Origin of the sequence: Chloroflexus sp. MS-CIW-1 (assembly GCF_030444705.1) — a bacterium.
Classification (GTDB): Bacteria; Chloroflexota; Chloroflexia; order Chloroflexales; family Chloroflexaceae; genus Chloroflexus.
Genome location: NZ_JAUBWR010000001.1, coordinates 2,058,705 through 2,083,947 on the forward strand (window position 1 = coordinate 2,058,705; position 25,243 = coordinate 2,083,947).

At 54.4% G+C, this 25,243-nt stretch carries 18 protein-coding genes; 8 read left to right on the forward strand and 10 right to left on the reverse strand.

The window, feature by feature from the left end:
* Positions 1-721: 721 nt before the first annotated feature.
* Genes QTO31_RS08310 through QTO31_RS08325 form a run of 4 tightly spaced genes read left to right on the forward strand, consistent with a single transcriptional unit; the run spans position 722 to position 4,441 of the window.
* Positions 722-1,639, forward strand: coding sequence for a metal ABC transporter solute-binding protein, Zn/Mn family (locus QTO31_RS08310; RefSeq protein WP_301428725.1), 918 nt, complete (start codon positions 722-724; stop codon positions 1,637-1,639).
* 13 nt (positions 1,640-1,652) lie between these two features.
* Positions 1,653-2,429, forward strand: a complete 777-nt coding sequence (locus tag QTO31_RS08315) for a metal ABC transporter ATP-binding protein (protein WP_301428726.1) — start codon at positions 1,653-1,655, stop codon at positions 2,427-2,429.
* Between the two features lie 20 nt (positions 2,430-2,449).
* Positions 2,450-3,325 carry a metal ABC transporter permease gene (locus tag QTO31_RS08320; RefSeq protein WP_301428727.1) on the forward strand — a complete coding sequence of 292 codons (876 nt, stop codon included), beginning with the start codon at positions 2,450-2,452 and terminating at the stop codon, positions 3,323-3,325.
* Between the two features lie 12 nt (positions 3,326-3,337).
* On the forward strand, positions 3,338-4,441 hold the full coding sequence (locus tag QTO31_RS08325; protein WP_301428728.1) for a metal ABC transporter permease: 1,104 nt from the start codon (positions 3,338-3,340) through the stop codon (positions 4,439-4,441).
* Positions 4,442-4,492: 51 nt separating this feature from the next.
* On the opposite strand, the gene QTO31_RS08330 is transcribed toward QTO31_RS08325, so the two are convergent.
* The 7 genes from QTO31_RS08330 to QTO31_RS08360 all read right to left on the reverse strand — a co-directional run bounded on the left by QTO31_RS08330 (position 4,493) and on the right by QTO31_RS08360 (position 16,148).
* The gene (locus QTO31_RS08330) at positions 4,493-6,199 is read right to left on the reverse strand and encodes a DUF262 domain-containing protein (protein ID WP_301428729.1); all 1,707 of its coding nucleotides are present in this window, start codon (positions 6,197-6,199) and stop codon (positions 4,493-4,495) included.
* Between the two features lie 610 nt (positions 6,200-6,809).
* Entirely contained in the window at positions 6,810-7,661 is an 852-nt protein-coding gene (gene fdhD, locus QTO31_RS08335) for a formate dehydrogenase accessory sulfurtransferase FdhD (RefSeq protein WP_301428730.1), read from the reverse strand.
* A gap of 85 nt (positions 7,662-7,746) precedes the next feature.
* Positions 7,747-9,987 carry an FdhF/YdeP family oxidoreductase gene (locus QTO31_RS08340; protein ID WP_301428731.1) on the reverse strand — a complete coding sequence of 747 codons (2,241 nt, stop codon included), beginning with the start codon at positions 9,985-9,987 and terminating at the stop codon, positions 7,747-7,749.
* A 342-nt stretch (positions 9,988-10,329) separates the two neighbouring features.
* A complete protein-coding gene (locus tag QTO31_RS08345; protein WP_301428732.1) occupies positions 10,330-11,148 on the reverse strand; it encodes a carbohydrate kinase family protein in 819 nt (272 codons plus the stop codon).
* 90 nt (positions 11,149-11,238) lie between these two features.
* Entirely contained in the window at positions 11,239-13,719 is a 2,481-nt protein-coding gene (lon, locus tag QTO31_RS08350) for an endopeptidase La (RefSeq protein ID WP_301428733.1), read from the reverse strand.
* 59 nt (positions 13,720-13,778) lie between these two features.
* Positions 13,779-15,593 (reverse strand): ABC transporter ATP-binding protein, encoded by a 1,815-nt coding sequence (locus QTO31_RS08355; RefSeq protein ID WP_301428734.1) that lies wholly within the window; start codon positions 15,591-15,593, stop codon positions 13,779-13,781.
* 54 nt (positions 15,594-15,647) lie between these two features.
* Positions 15,648-16,148 (reverse strand): MarR family winged helix-turn-helix transcriptional regulator, encoded by a 501-nt coding sequence (locus QTO31_RS08360; RefSeq protein WP_031460037.1) that lies wholly within the window; start codon positions 16,146-16,148, stop codon positions 15,648-15,650.
* Between the two features lie 386 nt (positions 16,149-16,534).
* Between QTO31_RS08360 and QTO31_RS08365 the strand changes: the two genes are divergently transcribed.
* The 4 genes from QTO31_RS08365 (at position 16,535) to QTO31_RS08380 (ending at position 21,313) form a co-directional block, all read left to right on the forward strand.
* Positions 16,535-17,350: an SRPBCC family protein gene (locus QTO31_RS08365; RefSeq protein WP_031460036.1), complete on the forward strand. Its 816-nt coding sequence runs from the start codon at positions 16,535-16,537 to the stop codon at positions 17,348-17,350.
* Between the two features lie 135 nt (positions 17,351-17,485).
* Entirely contained in the window at positions 17,486-17,968 is a 483-nt protein-coding gene (locus QTO31_RS08370; RefSeq protein WP_031460035.1) for a (2Fe-2S)-binding protein, read from the forward strand.
* A 44-nt stretch (positions 17,969-18,012) separates the two neighbouring features.
* On the forward strand, positions 18,013-20,379 hold the full coding sequence (locus QTO31_RS08375) for a xanthine dehydrogenase family protein molybdopterin-binding subunit (RefSeq protein ID WP_031460034.1): 2,367 nt from the start codon (positions 18,013-18,015) through the stop codon (positions 20,377-20,379).
* Between the two features lie 73 nt (positions 20,380-20,452).
* The gene (locus tag QTO31_RS08380; protein WP_301428735.1) at positions 20,453-21,313 is read left to right on the forward strand and encodes an FAD binding domain-containing protein; all 861 of its coding nucleotides are present in this window, start codon (positions 20,453-20,455) and stop codon (positions 21,311-21,313) included.
* 114 nt (positions 21,314-21,427) lie between these two features.
* On the opposite strand, the gene QTO31_RS08385 is transcribed toward QTO31_RS08380, so the two are convergent.
* The 3 genes from QTO31_RS08385 to QTO31_RS08395 are packed head-to-tail and all read right to left on the reverse strand — an operon-like array spanning position 21,428 to position 25,223.
* The gene (locus tag QTO31_RS08385) at positions 21,428-22,837 is read right to left on the reverse strand and encodes an alkaline phosphatase family protein (RefSeq protein ID WP_301428736.1); all 1,410 of its coding nucleotides are present in this window, start codon (positions 22,835-22,837) and stop codon (positions 21,428-21,430) included.
* Entirely contained in the window at positions 22,834-23,679 is an 846-nt protein-coding gene (gene lgt / locus QTO31_RS08390; protein ID WP_301428737.1) for a prolipoprotein diacylglyceryl transferase, read from the reverse strand. Before lgt ends, QTO31_RS08385 begins: the two co-directional genes overlap by 4 nt.
* A 5-nt stretch (positions 23,680-23,684) precedes the next feature.
* Positions 23,685-25,223 carry a sulfatase gene (locus QTO31_RS08395; RefSeq protein ID WP_301428738.1) on the reverse strand — a complete coding sequence of 513 codons (1,539 nt, stop codon included), beginning with the start codon at positions 25,221-25,223 and terminating at the stop codon, positions 23,685-23,687.
* Positions 25,224-25,243: the final 20 nt, after the last annotated feature.

Genomic DNA, 25,243 nt, shown 5'->3' on the forward strand with positions numbered 1-25,243 from the left:
TCAGTAATTTCATATAATACATCGAAGCTCTGCAAAGAATCAGTCATCTTTATATGGTAACCATGGCTTGTGGAGTCGTGGTGGCGCAACGCACTGTACCGCTCAAAGATACATCGATTATTTTACTCTAGCATATTGAACGAAGAAATAACCCTGCCTTGCAAATCTTCACCGTCTGCTTCCAGAACCTGATCGGAAACTCGTGTTTTTGATCAGGCGCTCAGCAGAGGCATCGCCAGAATGGTGAGGGGAACGTTGGCGAGCAACCGGCGCCCTCACCACCCTCTGCCCCCTCCTCTCCCACACGGGGCGAGGAGGGGAGGACGGAGCGTGACTGGCGCGAAAGCATGGCGGTCCCCCCTTCACGCAATGGGCGCACGGGTACGGGAGGTGCCCAATGAGAAAACTGGGTTTTTGTTCAGCCTCTCAGAGAAGAGCGAAGTGAGTGCGTATAAAGATACTTCCCGTTCCGACGCTAATCTACCGCCAAACCTCTGTTTTCTCGCCGATCATCCTCGTCGGCGCATTGGAGAGGGGCTGCCAAATCCGCCCGCACGGTGTGTTCTAAGACAAACGCGAGAACAATTATCATTAGCGCCGCGTTAACCTTTCTGGTTTCGCGCAACAGAGTTTGTTGGATCGGCGCTATATGCAATCTTGACAGTTTAACAAAAATCTGCTATTTTAGGTTTGACTAAAAAATATTTTAGTAGGTATAAATATGCAATTTCGTACTGTCCTGATAGGCATTGTTCTGTTCGTCCTGACCGCCTGCGCTACTCCGGTCACTGATGGTCGTTTGCGAGTAGTTGCTACAACCGGTCAGATCAGTGATGCGGTGCGGGCGATAGCCGGTGATCGGGTGCTGTTGCGTACTCTGCTGGGGCCTGGGATCGACCCTCATACCTATATTGCGACAGAAAGCGATCTGTTCGCTTTGCAAGAGGCAAATCTCATCTTGTACAACGGGCTTCATCTGGAAGCCGGCCTTTCACGGGTATTTGAGAATATTCATCGTCGAGGGTATGTGCGAGCGGTTGCTGTTGCCGAAGCGGTACCTCAACACTTGCTGCTCGAATGGCCCGATCATGATAAAGCGTATGATCCGCACGTCTGGCACGATCCGCAGCGCTGGCGCTATGCAGTCATTGCGATCCGTGATGCCCTCATCGCGGTTGATCCGCCGGGAAGTGAAATCTATCAACAGCGTAGTGAGCGCTATCTCGCCGACTTGCAAGCACTTGATCGCGAACTACGTATGATGGCCGAGCGTATTCCGCCTGAACGTCGGATTTTGGTTACTGCTCACGATGCTTTTCGGTATTTCGGGCAGGCATACGGCTTGCGGGTAGAAGCAGTGCAGGGGATCAGTACCGCGACGGAAGCCAGTGCGTCTACGATTCGGGCACTAACTGAGTTGGTCGTTACGAATCGTATTCCGGCCATCTTTGTTGAGACGAGTGTTTCACCACGCACGATAGAAGCGGTGCAGAACGCTGCTCGCGCTGTTGGCCATGAGGTGCGGGTGGGTGGTGCACTCTACTCCGACTCGCTGGGTGAACCTGATGGGCCGGCCGGTACCTATTTCGGGATGATGCGGCACAATATGCAGACAATAGTCGAGGCCTTAACGTCGTAGGATGGAGGTTGTGATGGAAATCGCAGTGGATATTCAGGATTTGACAGTGGCGTATGGCGATAAACCTGTCTTGTGGGATGTTGATCTGCAAGTGCCACGAGGGGTATTGATGGCCATCATTGGCCCGAACGGCGCCGGCAAGACAACATTACTCAAATCGACGCTGGGGCTTGTCAAACCGGCGGCAGGCAGTGTACGGATTTTTGGGAAACCGTATGAACAGCAGCGCCATTTGATCGCTTACGTTCCGCAACGCAGTAGTGTTGATTGGGATTTTCCGACAACGGTGCTCGATGTTGTGTTAATGGGGCGCTATGGTCATCTGGGTTGGTTCCGTCGTCCAGGACGTGCCGAGCGTGCAGCAGCACTTGCTGCACTCGAACAGGTGCAGATGGCCGAGTTTGCTCATCGCCAGATCGGTCAGCTCTCTGGGGGGCAACAGCAGCGCGTGTTTTTAGCCCGTGCACTGGCGCAGGATGCCGAGATTTACTTTATGGACGAGCCGTTTCAGGGGGTTGATGCGGTCACCGAACGCGCCATCATCAATATCTTGCGTGATTTGCGGGCTGCCGGTAAGACGGTTGTGGTCGTTCACCATGATTTGCAGACGGTGACCGAATATTTCGATCAGGTTGCACTGATCAATGTGCGTCGGATCGCCGCTGGGCTGGTGCATGATGTTTTTACCGAAGCAAACCTGCGCGCAACGTATGGTGGTCGGCTTGCGCTGCTTGAGACGAGTCGGGTTGCAGCTCCTGCTTCGTCGGCTGCTCCGGCGCCAGGTGATTAATGGGCTGGCGGAGGTGACCAATGGAGCTGTTTACCGATTATACTTTGCGCACAGTGACGATTGGTGCGATGCTGCTAGGGGCGATCAGTGGTTTTCTTGGCTGTTTCGCTGTGCTGCGTCGTCAAGCTCTCCTCGGTGATGCGATGTCACACGCAGCACTGCCCGGTATTGCACTGGCGTTTCTGCTTACCGGTCAGCGCGATCCGTTTATCTTGTTCGTTGGCGCCGCTAGCGCTGCTTTGCTGGCGGCACTCTGGCTACTCGTTGTGGTACGTACCACACGGATCAAGGATGATGCAGCATTGGCGCTGATCTTGGCCGTCTTTTTTGGTTTTGGCCTGGTGTTACTCTCGTATTTGCAACGGCAACCCAATGCAGCACAGGCTGGTTTGAAGAGTTTTCTATTCGGTCAGGCGGCTGCGCTCATTGAACGTGATTTGTGGGCAATGCTGGTGGTTGGGGTTCCGGCCCTCGCCCTCGTGCTGATCTTCTGGCCGCAGGTAAAGTTGGTCACTTTCGATCCCGACTTTGCTCGTAGCATCGGCCTACCGGTGCGTGGATTTGATGTGTTACTGACCGTTGTGATAGTAGCCGCTATTGTGATTGGAATCCAGACTGTCGGGGTTGTGTTAATGAGCGCGATGCTGGTTGCGCCGGCGGTAGCTGCCCGACAATGGACGAACCGACTCGAAACGATGGTGGTGCTGGCAGCGGGTTTCGGTGCACTGGCAGCAATGGCTGGCGCTTGGCTGAGTACACTCGGTGAGGGGTTGGCAACCGGCCCGCTGATTGTTTTGATGATGAGTCTGGTAACGGTTCTTTCACTAGTGTTTGCACCTGGACGCGGTCTACTATGGCGTAATCTTCGTCGCCGACAGGTTCTTCAGGCCAGTTAAGCGAGGAACACGATGAGTCCCCAACTTGAAGTCCAGTTGATTGCGGTAATCGTTGCCACTACCTGCACGCTCCCCGGCGTCTTTCTGGTCTTGCGCCGAATGGCAATGCTCAGTGACGCTATCAGCCATACGGTCTTACTCGGTATTGTACTGGCTTACCTGATTAGCAATTCCCTAACTTCGCCACTGCTCTTTATCGGTGCGGTTGCGATGGGTGTGATAACGGTGTGGTTGGTCGAACTGGTCAGCGGTAGCCGATTGGTGCATGAAGACTCTGCGATTGGCCTGGTCTTTCCGGCACTCTTCGCGCTGGCAGTGCTGCTTATCTCACGCTTTGCCGGGAATGTGCACCTCGACACCGATAGCGTCTTGCTCGGCGAACTCGCGTTTGCGCCGTTTGACCGCATTGTGTTCTTTGGCCTTGATCTGCCGCGAGCACTGGTTGGTGGTATCGGTACGCTCATTCTCAATCTGACACTGCTGCTTCTCTTCTACAAAGAGTTGAAGCTGGTCACGTTCGATCCGGCACTGGCCGCCACCCTTGGCTTCACGCCGACCCTGATCCACTATGGTTTGATGACCAGCGTCTCGCTCACTGCGGTAACGGCCTTTGATGCGGTTGGTTCTGTGTTGGTCGTTGCCCTGATGATCGCCCCACCCGCCACGGCCTATCTTCTGACCGACCGCCTCCCCCGTATGATTGTCCTCAGTGTTGCGATTGGTATTGCTGCTGCACTCAGCGGCTATTGGCTGGCCCGCCTGTTCGATGTCTCGATTGCCGGAACGATGGCTACGATGACCGGTGTTGCCTTTTTAGGCACCTTTCTTTTTGCACCACGGCGAGGAATTGTTGCGCAAGTTCGTCAGCAGCAGATTAATCGTGAACGGTTTGCGCTGCAAATGCTGACCCTCCATTTACTCAATCACGAGGGCACCGGCAACGCCGGGGTTGAGTGTCACCCTCATCACCTGATCGAAGAGTTGCGTTGGCCGGCATCATTTGCTGTGACCATTGTGCGACGAGCCGAACAGAAAGGATTGGTGCAGCGCCAAGGTGAATTACTCATCTTGACCGAGCAGGGTCGGCAGTTTGCGGATGCGGCGATAGTGGCTTAGCGCTCCTAACCCCTTTGCGCCACCGCCATAGAGCAGATTGAAACCGGTTATCTAAACGTCGGTGTTCGTAACATCAATACGCCAGATGGCTACAGCATGCCGTGCCATTTCTTGCTGACGTTGTTCGAGTAGCGCAGGTGTCCATTCTTCAGGAGCCATGTCTGAAATCCGACGTGTCAGCATATATTCGCTCTGACTGTACACAGCTTGTTTTTCGGAATAGAGTGCATTCCCTACTCGTCGATTGTCAGCCGGGGTCAGGAGTGTCAGATTGCCAAGACGGTACATCGCCGCTTCCCACTGTGCCCGTGGAAAGAAGGCCTCCCATTCCTGGGTTGGATTTTCGGGCAAGATATGTTCAATCGAGGCGGGATCGGTTTCAGAATCACAGTATCGACCGGACAAATGACTTTCGAGCCTGGTCAGGATGTACTTGACAATCTTCTTGCGTTGTCCGCTGGTAGGTATGGAAAGAGAAGCAAAATCGTTCAGGAATTTTTGATCAGGAACATAAATCGGCTTCAAAAGAGCAAAGATCTCTGATGGTAATGTAGCCCGCTTTTCGATGATCGCCCGTGCCGCTGAGTGATATATCGACTCTAGTTCATTTGGGTTTAACGCACTGACTACGGTGTAACGAAACGAAATGATACTAATCATTCTGAGTACGCGCACGAAGTTATCAGGTGTAAGATGCTCCCAGGCGGCAAAGAGCACTGGCATCATCTGGCGTACACGAAACAAGACAAGTTCACGCACATATTGGCGTGCATCAGGGCGATCAATCCAATAGCCGTGAGTCGGGTCTGATAGAGCGGCAAACAGTTCAGCACGTGGCTCCAACGCATCGATCAGCGCAAATACCTGTTGAGGTATTTGTACCCGTTCACGTACCAGTTTGAACAAACGTTGGCTACGTACATTTGCCACTTCACATAGCAGGTGATAGCGAAGAAACTCTGGGAATCGTTCTGGTGTAACCGTCTCGATAAGTCGTTGCCAGCGGCGTTGGAGAGCTTGCATATCGCTTGACACCCTGATCCGCGAGAAAAGGTAGTTTTTGAGCAAGTCGGTAACGGTCAATTCAAGACCACAAGCGTTAAGCGTTTCAAAGATGGTGTATGCGTTAAGTTCATCAGCAACTGTAATCAGAATGAAGAGCAATCGCCGGGCAATGGTCTCTGACAAGAGACGGGTAATGACCGCACCATCAGACCGATCTTTGAACAGGTCATTCAGTTTTTCTTTGAAGAATTGGAAGCATTGCCACAATAATCGGTTGGATCGTGGTAATCCACGCGGGTTAAGAGGAGTGCGTAATTGGACAAGATAATCCTGATACAGGGGGTCGTCAGTCTGGTTAAGTGTCAGCCGACTACTCTCAACCAGTGAGGCCGGGTCACGCTCGCCAATGAATCGATGACGCAGCTCGCGCATGCGTTCGCGATTACGATCCGGATCAATTCCCCGTTGAGCCAGATCGTTGAGCAGGGCAATCACTGCCAACGACAGGATACTCAGCGTGGCCATGCGCTGTTGCCCATCAATAATGAGGAGATCGCGATCGCTCTCGGCCTGAACCACTAGCGCACCCATGTAATGGTAGCTGTCGGTCTGATTGTGGAGATCAACAATATCATTCCACAGATCGTCCCACTGCTCCTCATTCCACGAATAGTCGCGCTGGTACGGCGGTACGCGGTAGCGTTTCCCATTTCCGATCAGTTCGAGGTAACTGATCGTGCGCGTATTCAACATTGTACCCAGACTATAAGCGATCCCCTTTGGAACAGTGTTCTCTAACCTCGCGCACGGTATCATAGCAAATCTTCACGCAGGACGGTACTGTTATGCTGAGGAATCGTCACCTTCCCTTCCCTGGATGAGAGCTGGACGTGTGTCTGAAATACGAGATGCACCGCCAAAGCGCACGGCCGGAACAATGCTGGGTTGGAACGAGGTGTGAATCTAATCTATGGACCGCTGAAGCCACACTTTAGCAGTTCAAGGGATAACTTCACTGCAAAAAGGTGATCTTCTCACCACAGAGACCGCGGAGATCACAGAGACTAACGATAATTTTATCTATCGTTGAACATGGGGTGTAAAAATTTTTCTTCCATGCGCCCAATGGCCAAAAATGATTATTCATACATCTTAGACGCTCTGCGTACTCTGTGTGCTCCGTGGTGAGTTTTTGCAGTGGGCTCAGGGATGAGTACGATCCGCTTGGAGACCAATTCGGTCACGCAGTACCGGATAGCATTGCGCCAACTGCGAGGCGTATCAATCCCGTCCGTTTTCTCCTTCCGTACGCTGACGCCTGTAGTTGATAGGATGAAATACGGGGGCATTGCTAAGATTGGTATCACACTACCCGTTCTGCACCAGCGTAAATGTTAAACGACGCGCCGCGTAGAAACCCGATCAAGGTGATGTTGAACTGCTGAGCCAGCGACACCGCAAGCGCAGAAGGCGCGCCAACCGCAACCACAATTGGGATGCGCCCTGCCAGTGCTTTCTGCATAATCTCAAAACTAGCCCGTCCACTGACCATTAACATCGACTGTGCCAAGAGATCACGCCGCTCATTGAGCAGATATTCGCCGATCAACTTATCAACAGCGTTATGACGCCCAACGTCTTCATAGAGTGCGTAAAGCTGACCATCAGGCGCGAAGAGCGCCGCCGCGTGCAGTCCTCCTGTGCGCGAGAACAGTGCCTGGGCTTGCTGTACCTTCCGGTCGAGGCCGGTTAGCACGGTGGAGCTTACCCGGATGGGTGGATGATCATCGAGCGGGGTACATCCGCGCAGGCGCAGCGACTCTAGCGAGATTTTGCCACAGACGCCGCATGATGATGAGACGAAAAAGAGTCGGCGGACGTGGTCGAGATTGATCTCGAGCGCTGGCCGTAGGGTGACAATCAGCGTGTTGAAACGTGTTTCTTCATCGCGATTCGCATCGAGGCAATACCGGATCGTCGCAATATCACGGCGCTCACGGATAATCCCTTCGCTGAACAAAAATCCGGCGGCCAGTTCAACATCGGCGCCTGGAGTACGCATGACCGTTGCCAGTGGAATGCTATGCGTATCACCCTGGGTAACCAGCCGAATCTCAAGCGGTTCTTCAACCACAACCGCATCTTTCGTCTGTTGGCGGTGCCCTTCTCGCACCTTTATAACAGTACGGCGCTGGAATCCTACTCGTGAAATCATCTGCTTGACCTTACTTTACCACATGGTTGAATGTGCTCTCTCTTGCTCTGCCGTGGCAGAGGGGAGATGAGAACCGCCCGCTGCACTACCGGGTTTCCTGCATCACAGTGTCTTTTACCGGATGGATGCTTACCAGAGCCTTATAGGCCGGTACTCCAGCAACCGGATCACGCCGATGTGCATCAATCAAGACATTACCCTCCGGCCAATGTACCTGCACGTTGCCCGGTTTGAGGTCGGCAAACTTAATTCGGGCGCGCATCTCGCCGGTTGCTGAACGGAGCACAACCCAGTCGCCTTCGCGCACACCGAGCCTGTCTGCATCAGATGGATGCATCAGCACATCATCACGATGGGCGCCGTTAAGCGGATCACGTTCACTGTGAATGAGTGAATTGAACTGCTTGCCTCGTCGGGTCTTGAGTACAAACATATCGGGAGGTAATGATATGGTCGGAGGAGTAAGCGGGGTAAAGACAGCCCGACCGTCAGGTGTGCCGAAGTGACCATCGCGACACAGAATACGGCCACCCCATTGAACATGATCGCCTGCTCGTTGCAGATGTTGAATCCCCTCATATTCGGGCACTATACGGGCAATCTCACGCCGAATCTGCTGCCCATCACTGAAGTGGATGAGATGCGCTCGTTCGGGTTGCGTTCTTTCTGCAACATTGAGCAAAATCTCCCATTCACTGCGCGCCTCAGCCGGTGGTGGTGAAATGTACGGCGAGAAAATAATTTCGCGCTCGGTAGTTGTTTCCGTACCACCATCACGCTGTTCGTAACGGGTTGCCGCCGGTAGCAAGATAACCGTCTCGGCTGGATCAACCAGCATTTGCGTTGTCAGCACGATGTCTTGATGTACCCGCAATCGTGGCCGACCGAGCGCCGTCCGAATGTAGTCAGGGTTGGGCATTGTATCGAGAAAGTTTCCCCCAACCGCGTAGAAAACATCGAGTTCGCCAGCAGCAGCGGCATCGAGCATCTCGCCGCAGCTCAAACCCTTCCTATCAGGCACCGTGAAACCCCATTGTTCACTCAACCAGCGTGCGGATTCTGTGTTTATCGGTCGGCCACCAGGAAATGTTGTAGCGGTACAACCCATCTCACCGCCGCCTTGCACCCCGCTATGGCCGCGGATCGGCATTACCCCGCAATACTCACGTCCAATAAAACCACGAGCCAGCGCCAGATTAAGAATGGCTTTAACATTTTCGACCCCATATTCGTGCTGGGTGATGCCCATGCTCCAAACGAACACGGCACTTTTGGCCTGAGCCAATGCCTCGGCGAAGGCCAGCATCTCGGCCTGGGTTGCACCGCTCGCCTGTTCTAGCTCGGCCCACGACTGTTGCGCCAGAGTTGCCTGGACTTCGGCAAAATTGCGGGTATGCGCTTCAATAAACTCGCGATCAAGCCAGTTCTGTTCAATCAGGTGTTTCAGTGTGCCGTTTAAGAAGGCAATATCGCCACCTGTATGAATCTGGAAGAAGCGATCAGCGAGTCGTGTGCCAAACAGAGCACTTTCAAACACACTTGGCACCCAGTAGCGCTCAAGGCCTGGTTCACGGTACGGATTAATCACCATAATTCGCGTGCCATACTGTTTGGCGTAATACAGGTATTTTGTCGTCACCGGCTGATTGTTAGGGGCATCGCTGCCAATAAAGACCAGCAGATCGGTGCCGATCCAATCGCGGTAACTACAGGTCGAAGCGGCAACACCGAGGGTTTGCTTCATTGCCGTCGTGCTCGGTGCGTGGCAGAGACGGGCAGCGTTATCAACATTGTTCGTGCCCAGGAAACGTGCTACTTTTTGAGCAACGTAGTAGGTCTCGTTCGTAATCCCACGTGAGGTTAAATAGAATGCTATCCGTCGTGGATCGGTGTTGCGCATATACGAGGCAATCTCATTCAGGGCCTCTTCCCAGCCGATCCGCCGAAAACCACGCTCACCGCGTCGCCGTATCATCGGGTACGGGAGTCGGCCTAATGATCGGAGCTCTCGTCCATTCAGATGGTGTAAGGTGCTCACATCGTGCAGGCGTTGAACATCCAGGGGTGGCATTGTGTTCAGGCGCAGCAGATTCAGACGTACCGTACAGAGGTGTACGCCCTTCATTGTGAAATCACGTAACCCAGCCGTTCCCAATGCGCAACCATCGCACACACCTTCGTTCAAGATGCGCCACGCCTTGCCGAGGTTGTCGCGATTCTCCCAGACAGTGCGTACAATTTCCCAATAGTGGTTGGGCTTGATCTGGCCCAACCCATTCGGTACCAGGCTCACCCACGTTGCGGGATTCCAGCGCCGTCGCTTCATAGTGCCACCTCGTGGTTTGTTGTTACCGGGAATCTCTATGTATTGTACCAGTAAATACCGGTGAGGCGGCAACGTTTGCTGAAACAAGTATTTGTGAAAAGTTTCTAGATGTCGCTCATCGAATAGGAACAAAGGGCTTCGACGTGCTTTCTCCAGCGTGTGCGGAGGCGCGGCGCTTCTTGTTCCGACTATGGTCTGGGACCAATCGCTGTGATCTCACTATTCGTGCTCATACCGCAAGCAGGCGTTGGTTTCGTCTCTCCTGCAAGCAGCCCGGTGGGTGGTGTGCTGATGCAATATACTGCACGATACCGTCACTGTATCGTACAAGGAGTGGATTCTTCAGGCCGTTTCATCGTGTCGGCTGGCAACGAACGCTGTAGCGACACGAGTCGCAAAAGCCAGAATCGTCTCCCAATCCCATCCCTGCCAGATACCGTATACCACCCCTGCCCGAAAGACGTCGCCAGCGCCGGTTGTATTCGTGACAACAGATGAAGCTGGTGTGACTTCGTACCATTTGCCCGATACCAGCACACGAGCCGGTTGCGACCCGGCAGTGAGAAAGATCGGGGCGCCGCGCACGTGTTGCAACACCGTAGCTTGATGAAGCGGATCGGCTCCGAGCAGATCAGCCGATGTCACAATGACATCGGCTGCCTGAGCCAGAGGGTCGGTCGGCTCGGCTACATCACCTGCCACGACAAACCGGTTGAGGCGCCTTGCCAGCAGGGCAACGTCGGCGGTGTGGAGACCGTAACGACTGACACTCACGATCTGAGACATCGCCAGTTGATCGGGCTGTGGCGGAGTAGCCGCAGTTTGCCGGCGCAGAGCAATGATAGTTCGTTCACCGTCAGGGGTGATAAGAATATGGCAGACCGGTGTTGCTACATCGGCACGGCGCTCGATATGGGTCATGAGACCGAGCGTTGTCAGCTCAGCAGCGATGAGATCGCCAGCCGGATCATAACCCAACCGATCGCCGTACAGTAGGGGTTGCGCCCCCAGGCTTACCAGCGCACGTGCCTCATTGAGCGCATTGCCACCGGCCACCCAGCGACTATTCAGCGCGTGCAGACCACTACCCGGCTGTGGCCAGTGTGGCAACCAGATGTAGAGATCGGCACAAATTGATCCATAACAGAGGAGGTCAGACATTGAATGAAAGCTCGCAATATTCATGCGGGCATCAAGCCGACACCCGCCAGGGGTAGAAACACCCCCAGCGGCTATGAACGTAAACGTCTGCTACACTCCGGTCGATGCAACAGGCGTTTGCGGCCCACGATTATTCTGGTAATGTGAGCCGTTTTGATCACTGGTCGCTGTTGGCATCCGACTGAGCGCAATTCGCAGCACCTCATCCATCGAGGAGACCGGAATAAGGTTCAGCTCACGCCGCACCTTCTCGGGCAACTCGCCGATGTCTTTGGCATTTTCTTTAGGCAAGATGAATGTACGGATGCCGGCACGGTGTGCGGCCAGGGTCTTCTCTTTCAGACCACCGATAGGCAACACCTTCCCGCGCAGTGTTACCTCACCGGTCATTGCCACGTCACGTCGTACAGGTGTCCCGGTAAGTGCACTGATTAGCGCCGTCGTCAGCGTAATACCGGCGGAAGGACCATCTTTCGGGACGGCGCCTTCGGGAATATGAATATGGATGTTCAGCTCTTCAAAAATCTTCGGATCGATACCGAACTCAGCAGCTCGTGAGCGCACATAGCTCACCGCAGCCTGGGCGCTTTCCTTCATCACTTCGCCGAGCTGACCGGTCAGTTGGAGTTGACCCTTCCCCTTAAACGGCAACACTTCGATACTGAGAATATCACCGCCGGCGCTCGTCCAGGCTACCCCGGTTGCTACCCCGACCTCATCTTTTTCCTCGACGATGCCAAAGGTATAACGCTCAGGGCCGAGGTATTGCAGCACTGCCGCCTCGTCAATCACGAACTTCTGCGGTGTACTATCTGAAGATTCGCTTTGTTCGGCAACCTTGCGCGCCACCTTCCGGCATAGGCTGGCGATCTCGCGCTCGAGGTTGCGCACACCGGCCTCGCGTGTGTACTCGCGAATGAGCTTGATGATTGCGCCGTCGGTAAATTCGATCTGATCTTCACGCAAACCATGGGCTTCACGTTGCTTGGGGATCAGGAAACCACGGGCAATCTCCATCTTCTCGTCTTCGGTATAGCCGCTGATCTCAATAATTTCCATCCGATCACGCAACGGTAACGGGATAGGTTCGAGCTGATTCGCCGTTGCGATAAAGATCACCTTACTAAGATCGAACGGAATCTCGAGGTAATGATCGCTAAACGCATTGTTCTGTTCTGGATCGAGCACCTCGAGTAATGCTGAGGTGGGATCACCACGGAAGTCAATCCCGATCTTATCGACCTCATCAAGCACGTACACCGGACTGCGCGATTTCGCCGTCTTCATGGCCTGAATAATCCGGCCAGGCAACGCCCCGATGTACGTCCGCCGATGCCCACGAATCTCGGCTTCATCACGCACACCACCCAGGCTGGTACGCACAAATTTGCGCCCTAATGCACGAGCAATACTGCGCCCAAGGCTAGTCTTGCCGACACCAGGCGGGCCAACGAAACAGAGAACCGGTGCACGCAGTTTATCACCAGCCAGCTTACGCACGGCCAGATATTCCAGAATACGCTCTTTCACCTTTTCGAGACCGTAGTGATCTTCGTCGAGCACCCGCCGCGCCTCGGTAATACTGATCTCAGGCAATTCTTCATCGGCCCAGGGCAACGAAAGAATCCAGTCGAGATAGGTGCGGATCACACCGGACTCAGGATTATGCATTCCCTGCTGCGAGAGTCGCTTCAGTTCGTGCAGGGCCTGATTCTTCACGTACTCTGGTGCGTTCAGCTCGTTAATCCTACGCCGCAGTTCATCAATCGGGTCTTCACCCTCTTCATCTTCACCCAACTCGCGGCGGATCACACGCAATTGTTCACGCAAGAAATACTCTCGTTGACTCTGGTCAAGAATTTCACGAGTATCTTGCTGGATTTTCACCCGCAGCTTCAAGAGTTCAAGCTGGCGGGCCAGAATCAGGTAAGCCTTGCGTAGGCGCTCAACCGGATCAAGGGTATTGAGAATCTCAAGCCGATCTTTGAAATCGAATGCCGGCCCCCAGGTCACAATATCGGCCAGATGTCCAGGCCGATCGATGCGATGGACAAACTGTACCGCTTCTTGGGGTACCTCACCGAGATGCTCAACAAACTCGTCAACCTGCTGTTTGACCGTCTCCATCAGCGCTTCGACCTCAATACCGCTCACCGGCGAATCAAATACAGGTCGGCAGCGCACTCGATAGAAGGGGGTAATCTGAACCGCTTCGATAATCTGTGCGCGATGCTTCCCTTCCAGAATCACTCGTGCCGTGCCATCGGGGAGCTTGGCAAACTCTTGCAGTTGGGCGATCACCCCGATAGGTGGCAAATTTTGCGGTTGGTTACTTTTATAGCCTTCAAGCTGGTTCTCGCGGACAAAAATGAGTAAGACGTCGCGATCTTCTTCCCATGCCCGCTCCATAGCCCGATAGGATTTCCCCTGTGGCACTTGGAGGGGAATGGTCATGTGTGGCATAATCACCATTTCGCCGAGCACAACCATCGGTAGGCGGCGCTCAGGTTCGGTGAGCAGATCGTCTTGCTCTTCGGGCAGATCATCAAACATTGACATTGGTTCATTCATAAGACTGTTATCTCCTGCGTTCAGAGTGAACGTTTCTCACACCGTGTATCATTCTCGTACTACCCGACAACCTTTGTCGGTGTTGACTGGCGGAATTGCAGTTCGTACAGACGGGTATATACGCCATCACGATCTAGCAATTCCTGATGTGTTCCAATCTCGACTACTTCACCGGCTACTATCACCGCAATCCGGTCGGCGCGCTGCACTGTACTCAGCCGATGGGCAATAACGATGCTGGTGCGACCGGTCATTAAGCGTTCTAACGCCTCTTGTACTAACCGTTCACTTTCACTGTCGAGCGAACTGGTTGCTTCATCCAGGATCAAAATCCGTGGATTTTTGAGGATCGCACGGGCAATGGCGATCCGCTGTCGCTGACCACCGCTCAGGCGTACACCACGTTCGCCGACCAGGGTATCGTAGCCCTCGGGTAACTGACAAATGAAATCGTGGGCATTCGCCATACGGGCGGCGGCTTCAATATCAGCATCGCTGGCATCAAGCCAGCCATAGCGAATGTTATCACGAATACTTCCACTAAAAAGCTGTGTTTCCTGGGGTACGATCCCGATCTGTTCACGCAGCGTATGGATCTGCACTCGTCGCACATCGTAACCGTCGATCCGCACACTACCGGCAGTCACATCATAAAAACGTGGGATCAGACTGGCAATAGTGCTCTTACCGGCACCACTCGGCCCAACCAGCGCCACCATTTCACCCGCTTCGATGGTCAGAGATAGGTTTCGTAGAACCGGTGGTGCCGATACTCCGTTGTTTGCGTGCAGAGACTGATACGCGAATGACACCTCTTGAAACTCAACCCGACCCCGCACAGGCGGGAGCGGAATAGCATCGGGCGCATCGACGACACGTGGTTGCTGATCGAGCAACTCAAACACGCGCGTCATAGCGCCGAGTGCTTCCTGCATCTGACCAAACAACGTGGCAAATGAGCCCATCGATCCGGCAGCCGTTGCTGCAAAGAACAGGAAAGATACGAGATCGCCGGGAGTCAGGTTGCCGGTTGTTACCAGGTAGCCGCCAATTGCCAGAATACCGATCAACGTTACCCACACTGCCAGCGACATAACCGGCTGAAAAATTGCTCGGATGCGGGCACGCCGCAGAGCTGTGGTCACCGTGGTTGCAATGGCTGCCCGAAAACGGGCAATCTCGTAGGCTTCACGTCTGAACGAACGTACCACTCGTATTCCAGCAACCGTTTCTTCCAGGATGCTGGTTGCATCGGCCAGCCGATCTTGCACCGTTGTTGATACAAGGCGAAGCCGATGTCCGAACCAGATCGCGATCAAAACCAGCGTCGGCACCAGGAGCAACGCTAATCCGCTGAGTTGCCATGAAACCACAACCATCAAGATCACAGCGCCGAGCAACTGAATAACACCCTGGAGCAGCGTTGCTAAGCTGGTCGTCACCGTTGATTGAATAAGTGTCACATCATTGGTCACCCGCGACGTAATCTCACCTGTTCGCCGCTGCTCAAAGAAGGCTAGATCGAGCGTCTGCAAATGCTCGTAGGCAGCGATTCGCAGATCACCGACCACGCGCTCACCCACAAAGCTTAGACAATAGGTCTGGATCACACCGGTAACGAGCTGTCCCAATACTACCAAACCGAGGATCTGGGCAAGCTGCGGCATAGGTAATGCCTGATCACCAGTGATCAGATTTACTACCTGCCCTATAGCCAACGGAACGATCAGCCCTAAACCGGAGCCGATAATGATGGCGATCATTGCTGCCACCATCCAACCACGGTACGGACGGAGATAGGTGAACAATCGTGACCAACCAGCACTACCGGTATTCAGGGATGGCAGCGTTAATTGGAACGGTACCCGCAACAATGTCCTCTCCTTCGACGAAGACAGGTACTCTCGTCTTCGTCTACCATCTGTCGTTCACGCAAGTCGACCCGCTTCACTCCGTTCGAGGATGCGCGACATACCGACTAACACCCCTTCAAGTAATTCCAGCAACCGTTCGGTATCGGCTGCCGGAAGATGACCGAGGGCAGCGTGAATTTGCTCACGCCGTGCCTGACGAATCTCGGCAATCAGTGCTAAACCCCGTGGAGTCACCTGTACCATTACTTGCCGACGATCTCGCTCGTGGCGTGTGCGCTCGACCAATTGCTTGTCGAGCAGACGATCAACGACACCGGTAAGGGCTGCTGCCGACTGCTGCGTCGCTTCGGCGAGGTCCGACATCTTGCATTCACCGTTGGTCTGGGCCAAGTGTAACAGGGTGTAAAACTGGGTCAGCGTCAGATTAAACCGTTCATCGTCAAGAAGCTGGATGAACTGGCGCTGTGCCAGCCAACTGATACGCAAGATCATCTGCTCAATAGCGTCGAGTGTCGAGGAGCTATTCATTTCATCGACCAGCTTTGATTCGGTCATGCGTTGCCCTATTGCTAGCGTGTATAGATATTCAACAATGTTGAGTATACCAGAGGCAAGTAATCTTGTAAAGGCAAGATGTTCAAGATGTTCAAGATGTTCGGATGTCCTTCCTCACTCCTCCATCACCACATCTATACGCTACAAACGCCGAAATGCGCTGGAGGGTACGGGGAGATTTCGGACCTCGATTTCTCTTGACAAAGCATTTGCTATTCGGTACGATAGATATGGAACCCATAACTAGATGTACATAATTTCACAGTTGTACGTGCCGCCCTTATAGCGTAGCTGTTGTCCTGCTATCCTTATTTTGCTACGTGCAGGCAAGAACAGCTTTCCTGTGGTAGTGATTGACCGAATTGGTCAGTTCACAAGGAGCCAGTGTGAAGATCGTCGGTAATTACACGTTTGCCGCTCGTCGTGAAGAGGTGTGGGCTGCGTTAAATGATCCAGAAGTATTGGCCCGCACGATTCCCGGCTGTCAACGTCTTGAGCAAGTTGGCGAAAACGAATATGAGAGCACATTGAAGATCGGCTTACAAGCTGTTCGTGGGGTATATAGCGGGCGGGTCAAGATTGACAATCTGCGTCCACCTGAGTACTACGAAATACACGTTGACGGTAAAGGTAACAACGGTTTTCTTAAGGGTTCGGGGAGTATTCAGCTTCGCGAAGAGAATGGGCATACTATTCTTGATTATGGTGGTGAAGCCCATGTTGGTGGCACGATTGCCAGTGTCGGTCAACGTTTGCTCGACGGTGCAGCCAAGACGCTTATCTCACAAAGTCTCAAAGCCTTAGCTGCTCAGATTGAAGCCCGGCGTGCTGGACAGGTAACCTCTGACACTCCCGCAGTGGCAGATGAACCTTCACCAGCTCCTACGGCTTCGGCTGCTGAGCCGATTACGACGACCTCCGAACCTGTTTCGTCTCAGACTTCATCTACTGAACCGACTGAACCAACAGCTTCATCGCCACAGTCAACACCGGCTTCACCACCAGGCGCTGCCGAATCACCTTCATCGGCGACTACTGATTCCGCTTCGTTCCGTCGCACAATCCATGTTCCAGCCGGGGAAGGTTTGAGCGAGATCGACGTTGCTCTAGGTGTCGTTGAAGACTTCTTGAAAGAGCGTCCGTGGGTGCCGTGGGTCATTATTGCTTTCTTGCTTGGTTATTTACTCGGTCAGCGACGCTAATAGTGCGTCGCCGGTGATGCGCATATTCAGTTCATTAACTGGGCGATCTTGCTTTCACTCTTACCCCACCTGGTTCGCCCGCTCTGATCGCAGGTAGTTGGTAGTTCGCTTTACAGACAACGAGGAGGTTGGAGAGTGACAACGATTACGGTCACGGTCAACGGTGTTCGCTATACCAGCGAGGTAGAACCTCGTTTGCTGCTGGTACATTATCTGCGCGAGCACCTGAATCTGACGGGAACTCACATCGGGTGTGATACCAGCCAGTGTGGTGCATGTGTCGTGCATGTCAACGGTGTCAGCGTGAAGTCGTGTACGATGCTGGCGGTACAGTGTGACGGTGCCGAAATCACTACGATTGAAGGCCTGGCTCAGGATGGTCAGCTCCATCCGTTGCAGGAAGGTTTCTGGGAGAAGCATGGTCTTCAATGCGGATTTTGCACGCCTGGGATGATCATGGCTGCTGCCGATCTGCTCAAACGCAACCCCAATCCGAGCGAAGAGGAAATCCGCCACGGTCTCGAGGGGAACCTCTGTCGTTGTACCGGCTACGAGAACATCGTCCGTGCTGTACGCTACGCTGCTGAAAAGATGGCAGCAATGCAAGCGGCTGATTAATTAGTCCGACAACCGTTCACAAAGAACCTAGTGAGGAGTCAAGGATGACCGCTACCGAAATGAAGGAGCGACTGGTTGGGCGGGCGCTGAAGCGCCGGGAGGATCCGAAGCTGATTACCGGACACGGCAACTATCTCGATGACATCAAGTTGCCGGGTATGCTACACATTGCGCTGGTGCGTAGCCCATACGCGCATGCGAAGATTGTTTCTATCGATGCCAGCAAAGCTCTGGCTATGCCGGGTGTCGTGGCTGTCTTTACCGGCAAAGATATGCTCGACATTAATCCAATGCCGGCGGCCTGGCAGGCTGCGGGGGTCAAGAATTATCCTGTTCCCCCCCGAGCACTAGCGGTTGATAAAGTGGCGCTCGTAGGTGATCCGGTGGCGATGGTGGTAGCCGAGAATCGGTACATCGCCCGTGATGCAGCCGATGCAGTTGAGGTTGAGTACGAACCCTTGCCAGCAGTTGTCGATGCGCGCAAGGCAGTTGAACCGGGTGCACCCCAGATCCACGAGGCAGCACCTAACAATATTGTGTTCGAGTGGGAGTGTGGGAATAAAGCAGCCGCCGATGCGGCAATTGCTAGCGCTGAGGTTGTGGTCAAGGAAGAGATTATCAATCAGCGCCTGATTCCTACCCCCATGGAGACACGCGGTTCGATTGCACGTTACGACGCTGCAACCGGCGAATGGACCGTCTGGATGACTTCACAAGCGCCACACGTGCATCGCCTCCTGCTCACAGCGTTTGTCTTCGGGGTCCCTGAAACTAAACTGCGCTGCATCGCCCCTAACGTTGGTGGTGGTTTCGGGCAGAAAATCTTCTGCTACAACGATATGGCCTTCACGATGTGGGCCGCACGCAAGTTGGGGCGTCCGGTGAAGTTTGTAGAAGATCGCTCCGAAAATTACAAGTATTCTACCCATGGGCGTGACCACATTACTGAGGCTGAACTGGCCGGTACCCGTGATGGCAAGATTACCGGTTTACGGGTGAAGACGTGGGCGAATATCGGTGCCTACTTCTCGACCGTTGCCGCTGGTATCCCAACAACGCTGTATGGCCGGATCATCACCGGTGTATACAAGATACCGGCTGCATATGTGCACGTCACGGGTGCCTATACCAACACGGCGATGGTCGATGCCTATCGTGGCGCCGGTCGCCCAGAGGCGAGCTATCTGATCGAGCGGATGGTCGATCGGTTTGCTGCCGAAATCGGTATGGATCCGGCGGAGGTGCGGCGCAAGAACTTTATCCAGCCAGAGGATTTCCCATACGATAACGGGCTTGGCCTGTTGCCCTACGATAGTGGGAACTACGAACCGGCCCTGAACAAGGCACTCGAAATTGCCGGTTATGCCGAGTTTCGTAAGCAACAGGCAGAATTGCGCAAGCAGGGTCGCTATCTGGGTATCGGAATTTCATCGTATGTTGAGATCTGCGGTATCGCTCCGAGTGCCTGGATGGGTGGTCAGGGCTGGGGAGCTGGCCTCTGGGAGAGTGCCAATGTGCGGGTCCATCTGACCGGTAAAGTAGTGGTCACAACCGGCTCACTCCCGCACGGGCAAGGTCTTGAAACAACCTTTGCTCAGATCGTTGCCGACGAGCTGGGTGTGCCGATTGATGATGTCGAAATTCAATGGGGTGATACGCAAGGCACACCGTTCGGCTACGGTACGTATGGTTCACGCTCGCTGGCCGTCGGTGGTGTGGCAATCAAGCGTAGTGTCGATAAGATTAAGGAGAAGGCACGTAAACTGGCAGCCCACCTGCTCGAAGCGAACGAGGCCGATATTGTCTTCGAGAACGGCCGCGCTTACGTCAGAGGTTCACCCGACAAGGCAAAGACCATCGGTGAATTGGCCGCAGCAGCGGCGGTCGCCTACAATTTACCGCCTGGGATGGAGCCATTCCTCGATGAGACCAGCTATTACGATCCGCCGAACTGTACCTTCCCCTTCGGTACTCACGTAAGCATCGTTGAGGTCGATCCTGAAACCGGTCACGTGAAGTTGCTGCGCTATATCGCCGTAGATGACTGCGGCAATCAGATCAATCCAATGATCGTTGAAGGTCAGATTCATGGCGGTATTGCGCAGGGTCTGGCACAGGCTCTCTACGAGGGCGCCGTCTATAATGAGGACGGCCAATTGCTCACCGGTACGCTGATGGACTACGCAGTGCCGACGGCAGCGATGGTTCCCCACATCGAAACCGACCATACGGTTACTCCATCGCCGGTTAATCCGTTGGGTGTCAAAGGTGCTGGCGAAGCGGGGACTATTGCTTCGGCGCAATGCGTGATGAACGCTATTATCGATGCGCTGGCGCCGTTTGGCGTGAAGCACCTCCAGATGCCGGCAACGCCGGAGCGTATCTGGAAGGCGATCCACGGCAGTAAGTAAGGGGTTAAACAGCTCATGGGCACAGGGTGGTTATCGACCTGTGCCCCTCTGTCACGAATAAAAGGGAGTAGCTATGATTCCAGCCCCATTCGATTATTACGCGCCGAACAGTCTGGCCGAGGCGCTGACACTGCTACAGCAGCATGGTGACGACGCTAAGATTCTGGCCGGTGGTCACTCACTCCTCCCGGCAATGAAATTGCGTCTGGCCTCGCCAGCAGTTTTGATCGATATTAACAAGGTTTCTGAACTGCGCGGGATTAAGGTGAACGGTACGGTCGAGATCGGCGCCCTGACAACATGGAGTGCTATCGAGCAAGATGCCGCATTAGCCAAAGCCTGCCCGATGATGGCTGAAGCGGTCAGCTTGATCGGCGACATTCAAGTTCGCAACCGTGGCACCATTGGTGGATCCCTTGCTCACGCAGATCCGGCTGCCGATATGCCGGCGGTTGTGCTTGCTCTCGATGCCCACATTCACGTTGAAGGCCCCAATGGGCCGCGTGCGATTGCTGCTGCTGATTTCTTCACCGATATGCTGAGCACGGCCCTTGAGCCAGGGGAAATTATTACCTCGATCACGTTCAACAGCCTTGGTCCCGGTGAAGGCGCCGCCTACGCCAAGTTCCCTCATCCGGCCAGTCGCTATGCCATCGTTGGTGCGGCGGCCTACGTGAAAATGGAGAACGGTCAGGTTACTGCCTGCCGAGTAGCGATCACCGGCGCCGGCCCTAAGGCCGAACGCCAGTCGGCGGTTGAGCAGGCATTGATCGGTACGGATGGCAGCGCTGATGCAATCGCTGCGGCCGCGGCTCACGCGGGTGAAGGAATGGACATGCTCGGCGACATTCACGCCAGTGAAGAGTACCGGCGGGCTATGTGTAAGGTGTATACGAAACGCGCCCTGCTTAAAGCGGTCGAACGGGCACGGTAAAGTTAGATCGAAAATGAGCGGGTAGGCGTTGCGCTTACCCGCTTCGTTTTCAGTTGAGCACGTCGGGCCTTTTTTCATATGAGTCGACATGGTCTGGCGGCTCAATTTTTGGACTTACAATTCCAGCGCCGTACCGCGTAGTCCTTCAGGGATAGCTATGTTGAACCGTCCCAACAGGGTAGGCAGTATATCGTAAATCTGCACATTGTCGAGACGCCGCCCGCCGCCGGGTCGCTGTGGATCGCGCCAGATGAACAGTCCGTGTTGTGCATGGTTGGCATCATCGGGACCGGTGTCGTTCTCCTGAGTGAATATCCCGTTACCACCAACTGTTCCCACTGCACGCCAGGCGAGATTACCGAAGTAGACGATCAGGTCGGGGGCAACACCGCGTACAGTACGATAGAGGTGCTGTGGTATGAAGACCCTGTTTCCAAGCAGATGACCGTCTGGACCAGGCATCGCTTCCAGCCGTGCTGCGAGGTCAGCACGTACACGCTCGTACTCCATCGGCGGAATAATGCCCTGCGGTTCACGCCCGCGCACATTGAGAAAGATCCGTCCGTAGTAGCCACCTGCACCCCAAGCGCGGGTGCGCGACCAGTCAACTTCCACCTGATCGAGGTTGGCTGGTTCGTCTGGCGTTGTTCGCAACGTCAGCTCACCCTGCGCGCTCAACCATTGATTGATCCGCACTCCACCCAGCAACGGACGCGCACCGTGGTCGGATACCACCAGCACTGCTGTCTGATGGTCGCAGCGTGATAGCAAATTTGCAATCTGGGCATCTACGTAGCGATAGTATGCGTGAATCGTCTCTGCAAAGGGCGAATCGGGAACAAACAGTGGATGCTGTGGGTCCATATGTTTCCAGAACGCATGATGAATCCGATCAACCCCCATATCAACCAGCATGAGAAAATCAGGGCGCTCTTCCTCAATCAGTGCTGTGGCAACCGCGAAACGCTGATCGCATATAGCGTAGATGTCGCGCAAAATCCGTTCTTTGTCATCGGAGCGAAAATTGGGAACATCAAGCAGGTATGAGCGTCCCGGTGTCACTTTCGCGATCCAGGTATCAACACGTTCTGCGAATGTCGGTGGAAAGGTATAGGTCACATCCGTCGACGGTGCAAGAAAGCACGAGATTAGCACACCATTCACAGCAGACGGCGGATAGGTGCCAGGAACGCCGATCACTGCCACGCGCCATCCCGTCTCACCGAGGATGTCCCACAAACGTGGAAACCGAATGGCACGGCTGTCGGCGACAATCATACGGCTATAGGATCGATCAAGGCGGTTGCGAAACCCGTAAACGCCAAGTTCACCCGGATCGCGCCCGCTCATCATGCAACTCCAGGCCGGGACGGTGATCGCCGGGATGCAACTTTCCAGTTCACCGTAGACCCCCTCCGCCATCAGACGGTTGAGAGTCGGCAGATCGGCGCGCCAGCGGTCAAATACCAGCGATGGTTCGGCGGAATCGAGGCCAATAATAATGAGACGGGGAGCAAAGGTCATGACTCGGCTCTTGCGCTTACAGTTGAATATCGGTGTCGGCGGTAGAGCAGCACGGAGGCCACGATGACTGCAACGAGCGAAAGAATATGTACAACATTGAATGGCGTTCCAGGAAAAAACCAGGAGTCAGTACGGAGAAACTCGATAAAGAAGCGCCCTAACGGATACCATAAAAGATACATAATCGATATATCGCCGTCGCGTAGCCGGTCGCCATAGCGACGCCAGATGGAAAAGATCACTGCAAAGCCGATGAGGTTCCAGAGCGATTCATACAGAAAAAGTGGATGGAAACGGGTCGTTTCTGGAAATGCCACTAGATCTCGGTATGGACCGATACGATGTTCGGCGTCGATACGCAACCCCCACGGCAAGGTCGTCGGCGGCCCATAAAGCTCCTGGTTGATAAAGTTTGCCCATCGTCCAACTGCCTGGCCCAGGGGGAGACCGAGTGCAATCGCGTCGGCGTACACGAGAAGTGGCGCCTTCCGTAGATGGGCAAACGCCCATAATCCGAGCGCACCAAAGATGAACCCACCGAAAATGTGCAGCCCCCCTTCCCATACTGCCAGAATGCTCGCCGGATTGCTTAAAAAGCGTCCTAACCCCTCCGGCCCACGCGGTGACTGAATGAACACATAGTAGAGGCGTGCGCCGATCAATCCAGGGATCAGTACCCAAAGCAACAGATCCCACACTGAATCGCGATCTAGCCCGCGGCGCTCAATATGGCGGGAACCAACCCACGCTGCTAGCATAACGCCGGCCATGATCAGCACGCCATACCAGCGCAGTGTCAGTGGACCAAGCTGCACGATCACTGGGTCAACGGGAGGATACATGGTCGTTACTCAAGATACCCCAACTCTCTCAGACGTCGCTGGACAATCGGATCATCCACTTCCTCAGCACGTCGGATGAGTGGCGTTCTAGTAATGGTGCGACGAACAAAAGCACTGAGGATCGCCTGTAGTTCTTCAACTCTTTCCGGCAAGATTGCCGCCAAATCAACTGTTTCGCAGGGATCAGCATCAACATCATACAGTTCAACCTGGTCTTCACCGATCTGAATCAATTTGTGTGCACCACTAATCACTGCACGGCGCGGTTGATCGAAGCGGCGCGTATGCACGAGATCAGGCCGTCGTCGCAGCATAATTCCCAAAACGTTTTGCGGCGGTTCCGCCTCGCTAAAGATAATACCGCCATCAGGATCAGCAGCAGGCGATTGCGCCAGTGAACGATCACGCTCGATGCCGCTGGCAATCCCAGCGGCATTCAGCAAGGTATGGAAGACTCGTCGTAACGAGAGCGGGTGATCGACTACTGCACCACGTGGAAAGTCACCAACCGGATCACGCACTATCAGTGGAACGTGGATCAGTTCGTTGTAGACCGACATCATGTGTCCGATAAGACCTTTTTCACCTAGGTGTTCGCCGTGATCGGCGCATATTAGCAACAAGGTACGGTTCAGCGCGCCACTCTCGCGTAGGCGGCGTAGGAACACGCCAAGATGGGCATCCTGCGTGGCAACCTCGGCATCGTACACATCACTGAGCACGTGATGATACCGCTCATCTACCCCAGAGAACGGGGCAAACCATCCGAACACATCACCGTTGAACCGACGCACATAGCGCGCTGCTTCCCGGTCACGGATCACCTCTGGTGCAAACCGTTCAAGCATCCGTCGGTTCGGATGGTACGGTGTGTGAACACCCATTAGATTGATGAAGGCAAAAATAGGCTGATTTGGCTCAACGCCACGTCGTTCGATAATCAGACGCGCCGCGTCGTTGAGCGATTTGGGAGTATTCCCCTTGAAACTGAGCGCCGTCTGCCAGAGGGGCACCATCAATGGCGTAAACGCGAACTCCAGCAGCAGTTCAGAGTGGGCAAATGAGTTCTGAATGCGGTTAAGGAGCGCTGCTAGACGCCCCTTAAACCACTGTCGATAACGCCCGATCAGTCCTGGATGCGCGCCGGCCTGATTCGGACGCGAGGTCAGCAGGCCGCTGTAATTCAAAAAACTCTCAAAACCGCGCCGCAACCCGTTGTTAACAACGCCCACCAGCGGGTTATTGCAGAATGCTGCCGTCATGTACCCGCCTTCACGCAGCCGTTCCGCCAGCGTCGGAATGTTGGCAGGGAGCACCGCTGATGATTGGTTCGTCGCATGCTCCGATGGGTAGAGACCGGTAAACATCGAAGCGTGTGACGGGATCGTCCACTGCGCAGTGGTATAAACGTGACGAAAGAGAGTCGCGTCAGCCGCAAGTTCATCGAGGTAGGGTGAGGTCGGTCGAGAATAGCCGTAGCACGAAAGTCTGTCGTAACGTTGGGTATCCAGCACAAGCAGCACAATATCGGGGCGCCGGCTCACAAATGATCCTCCTCAGGGAA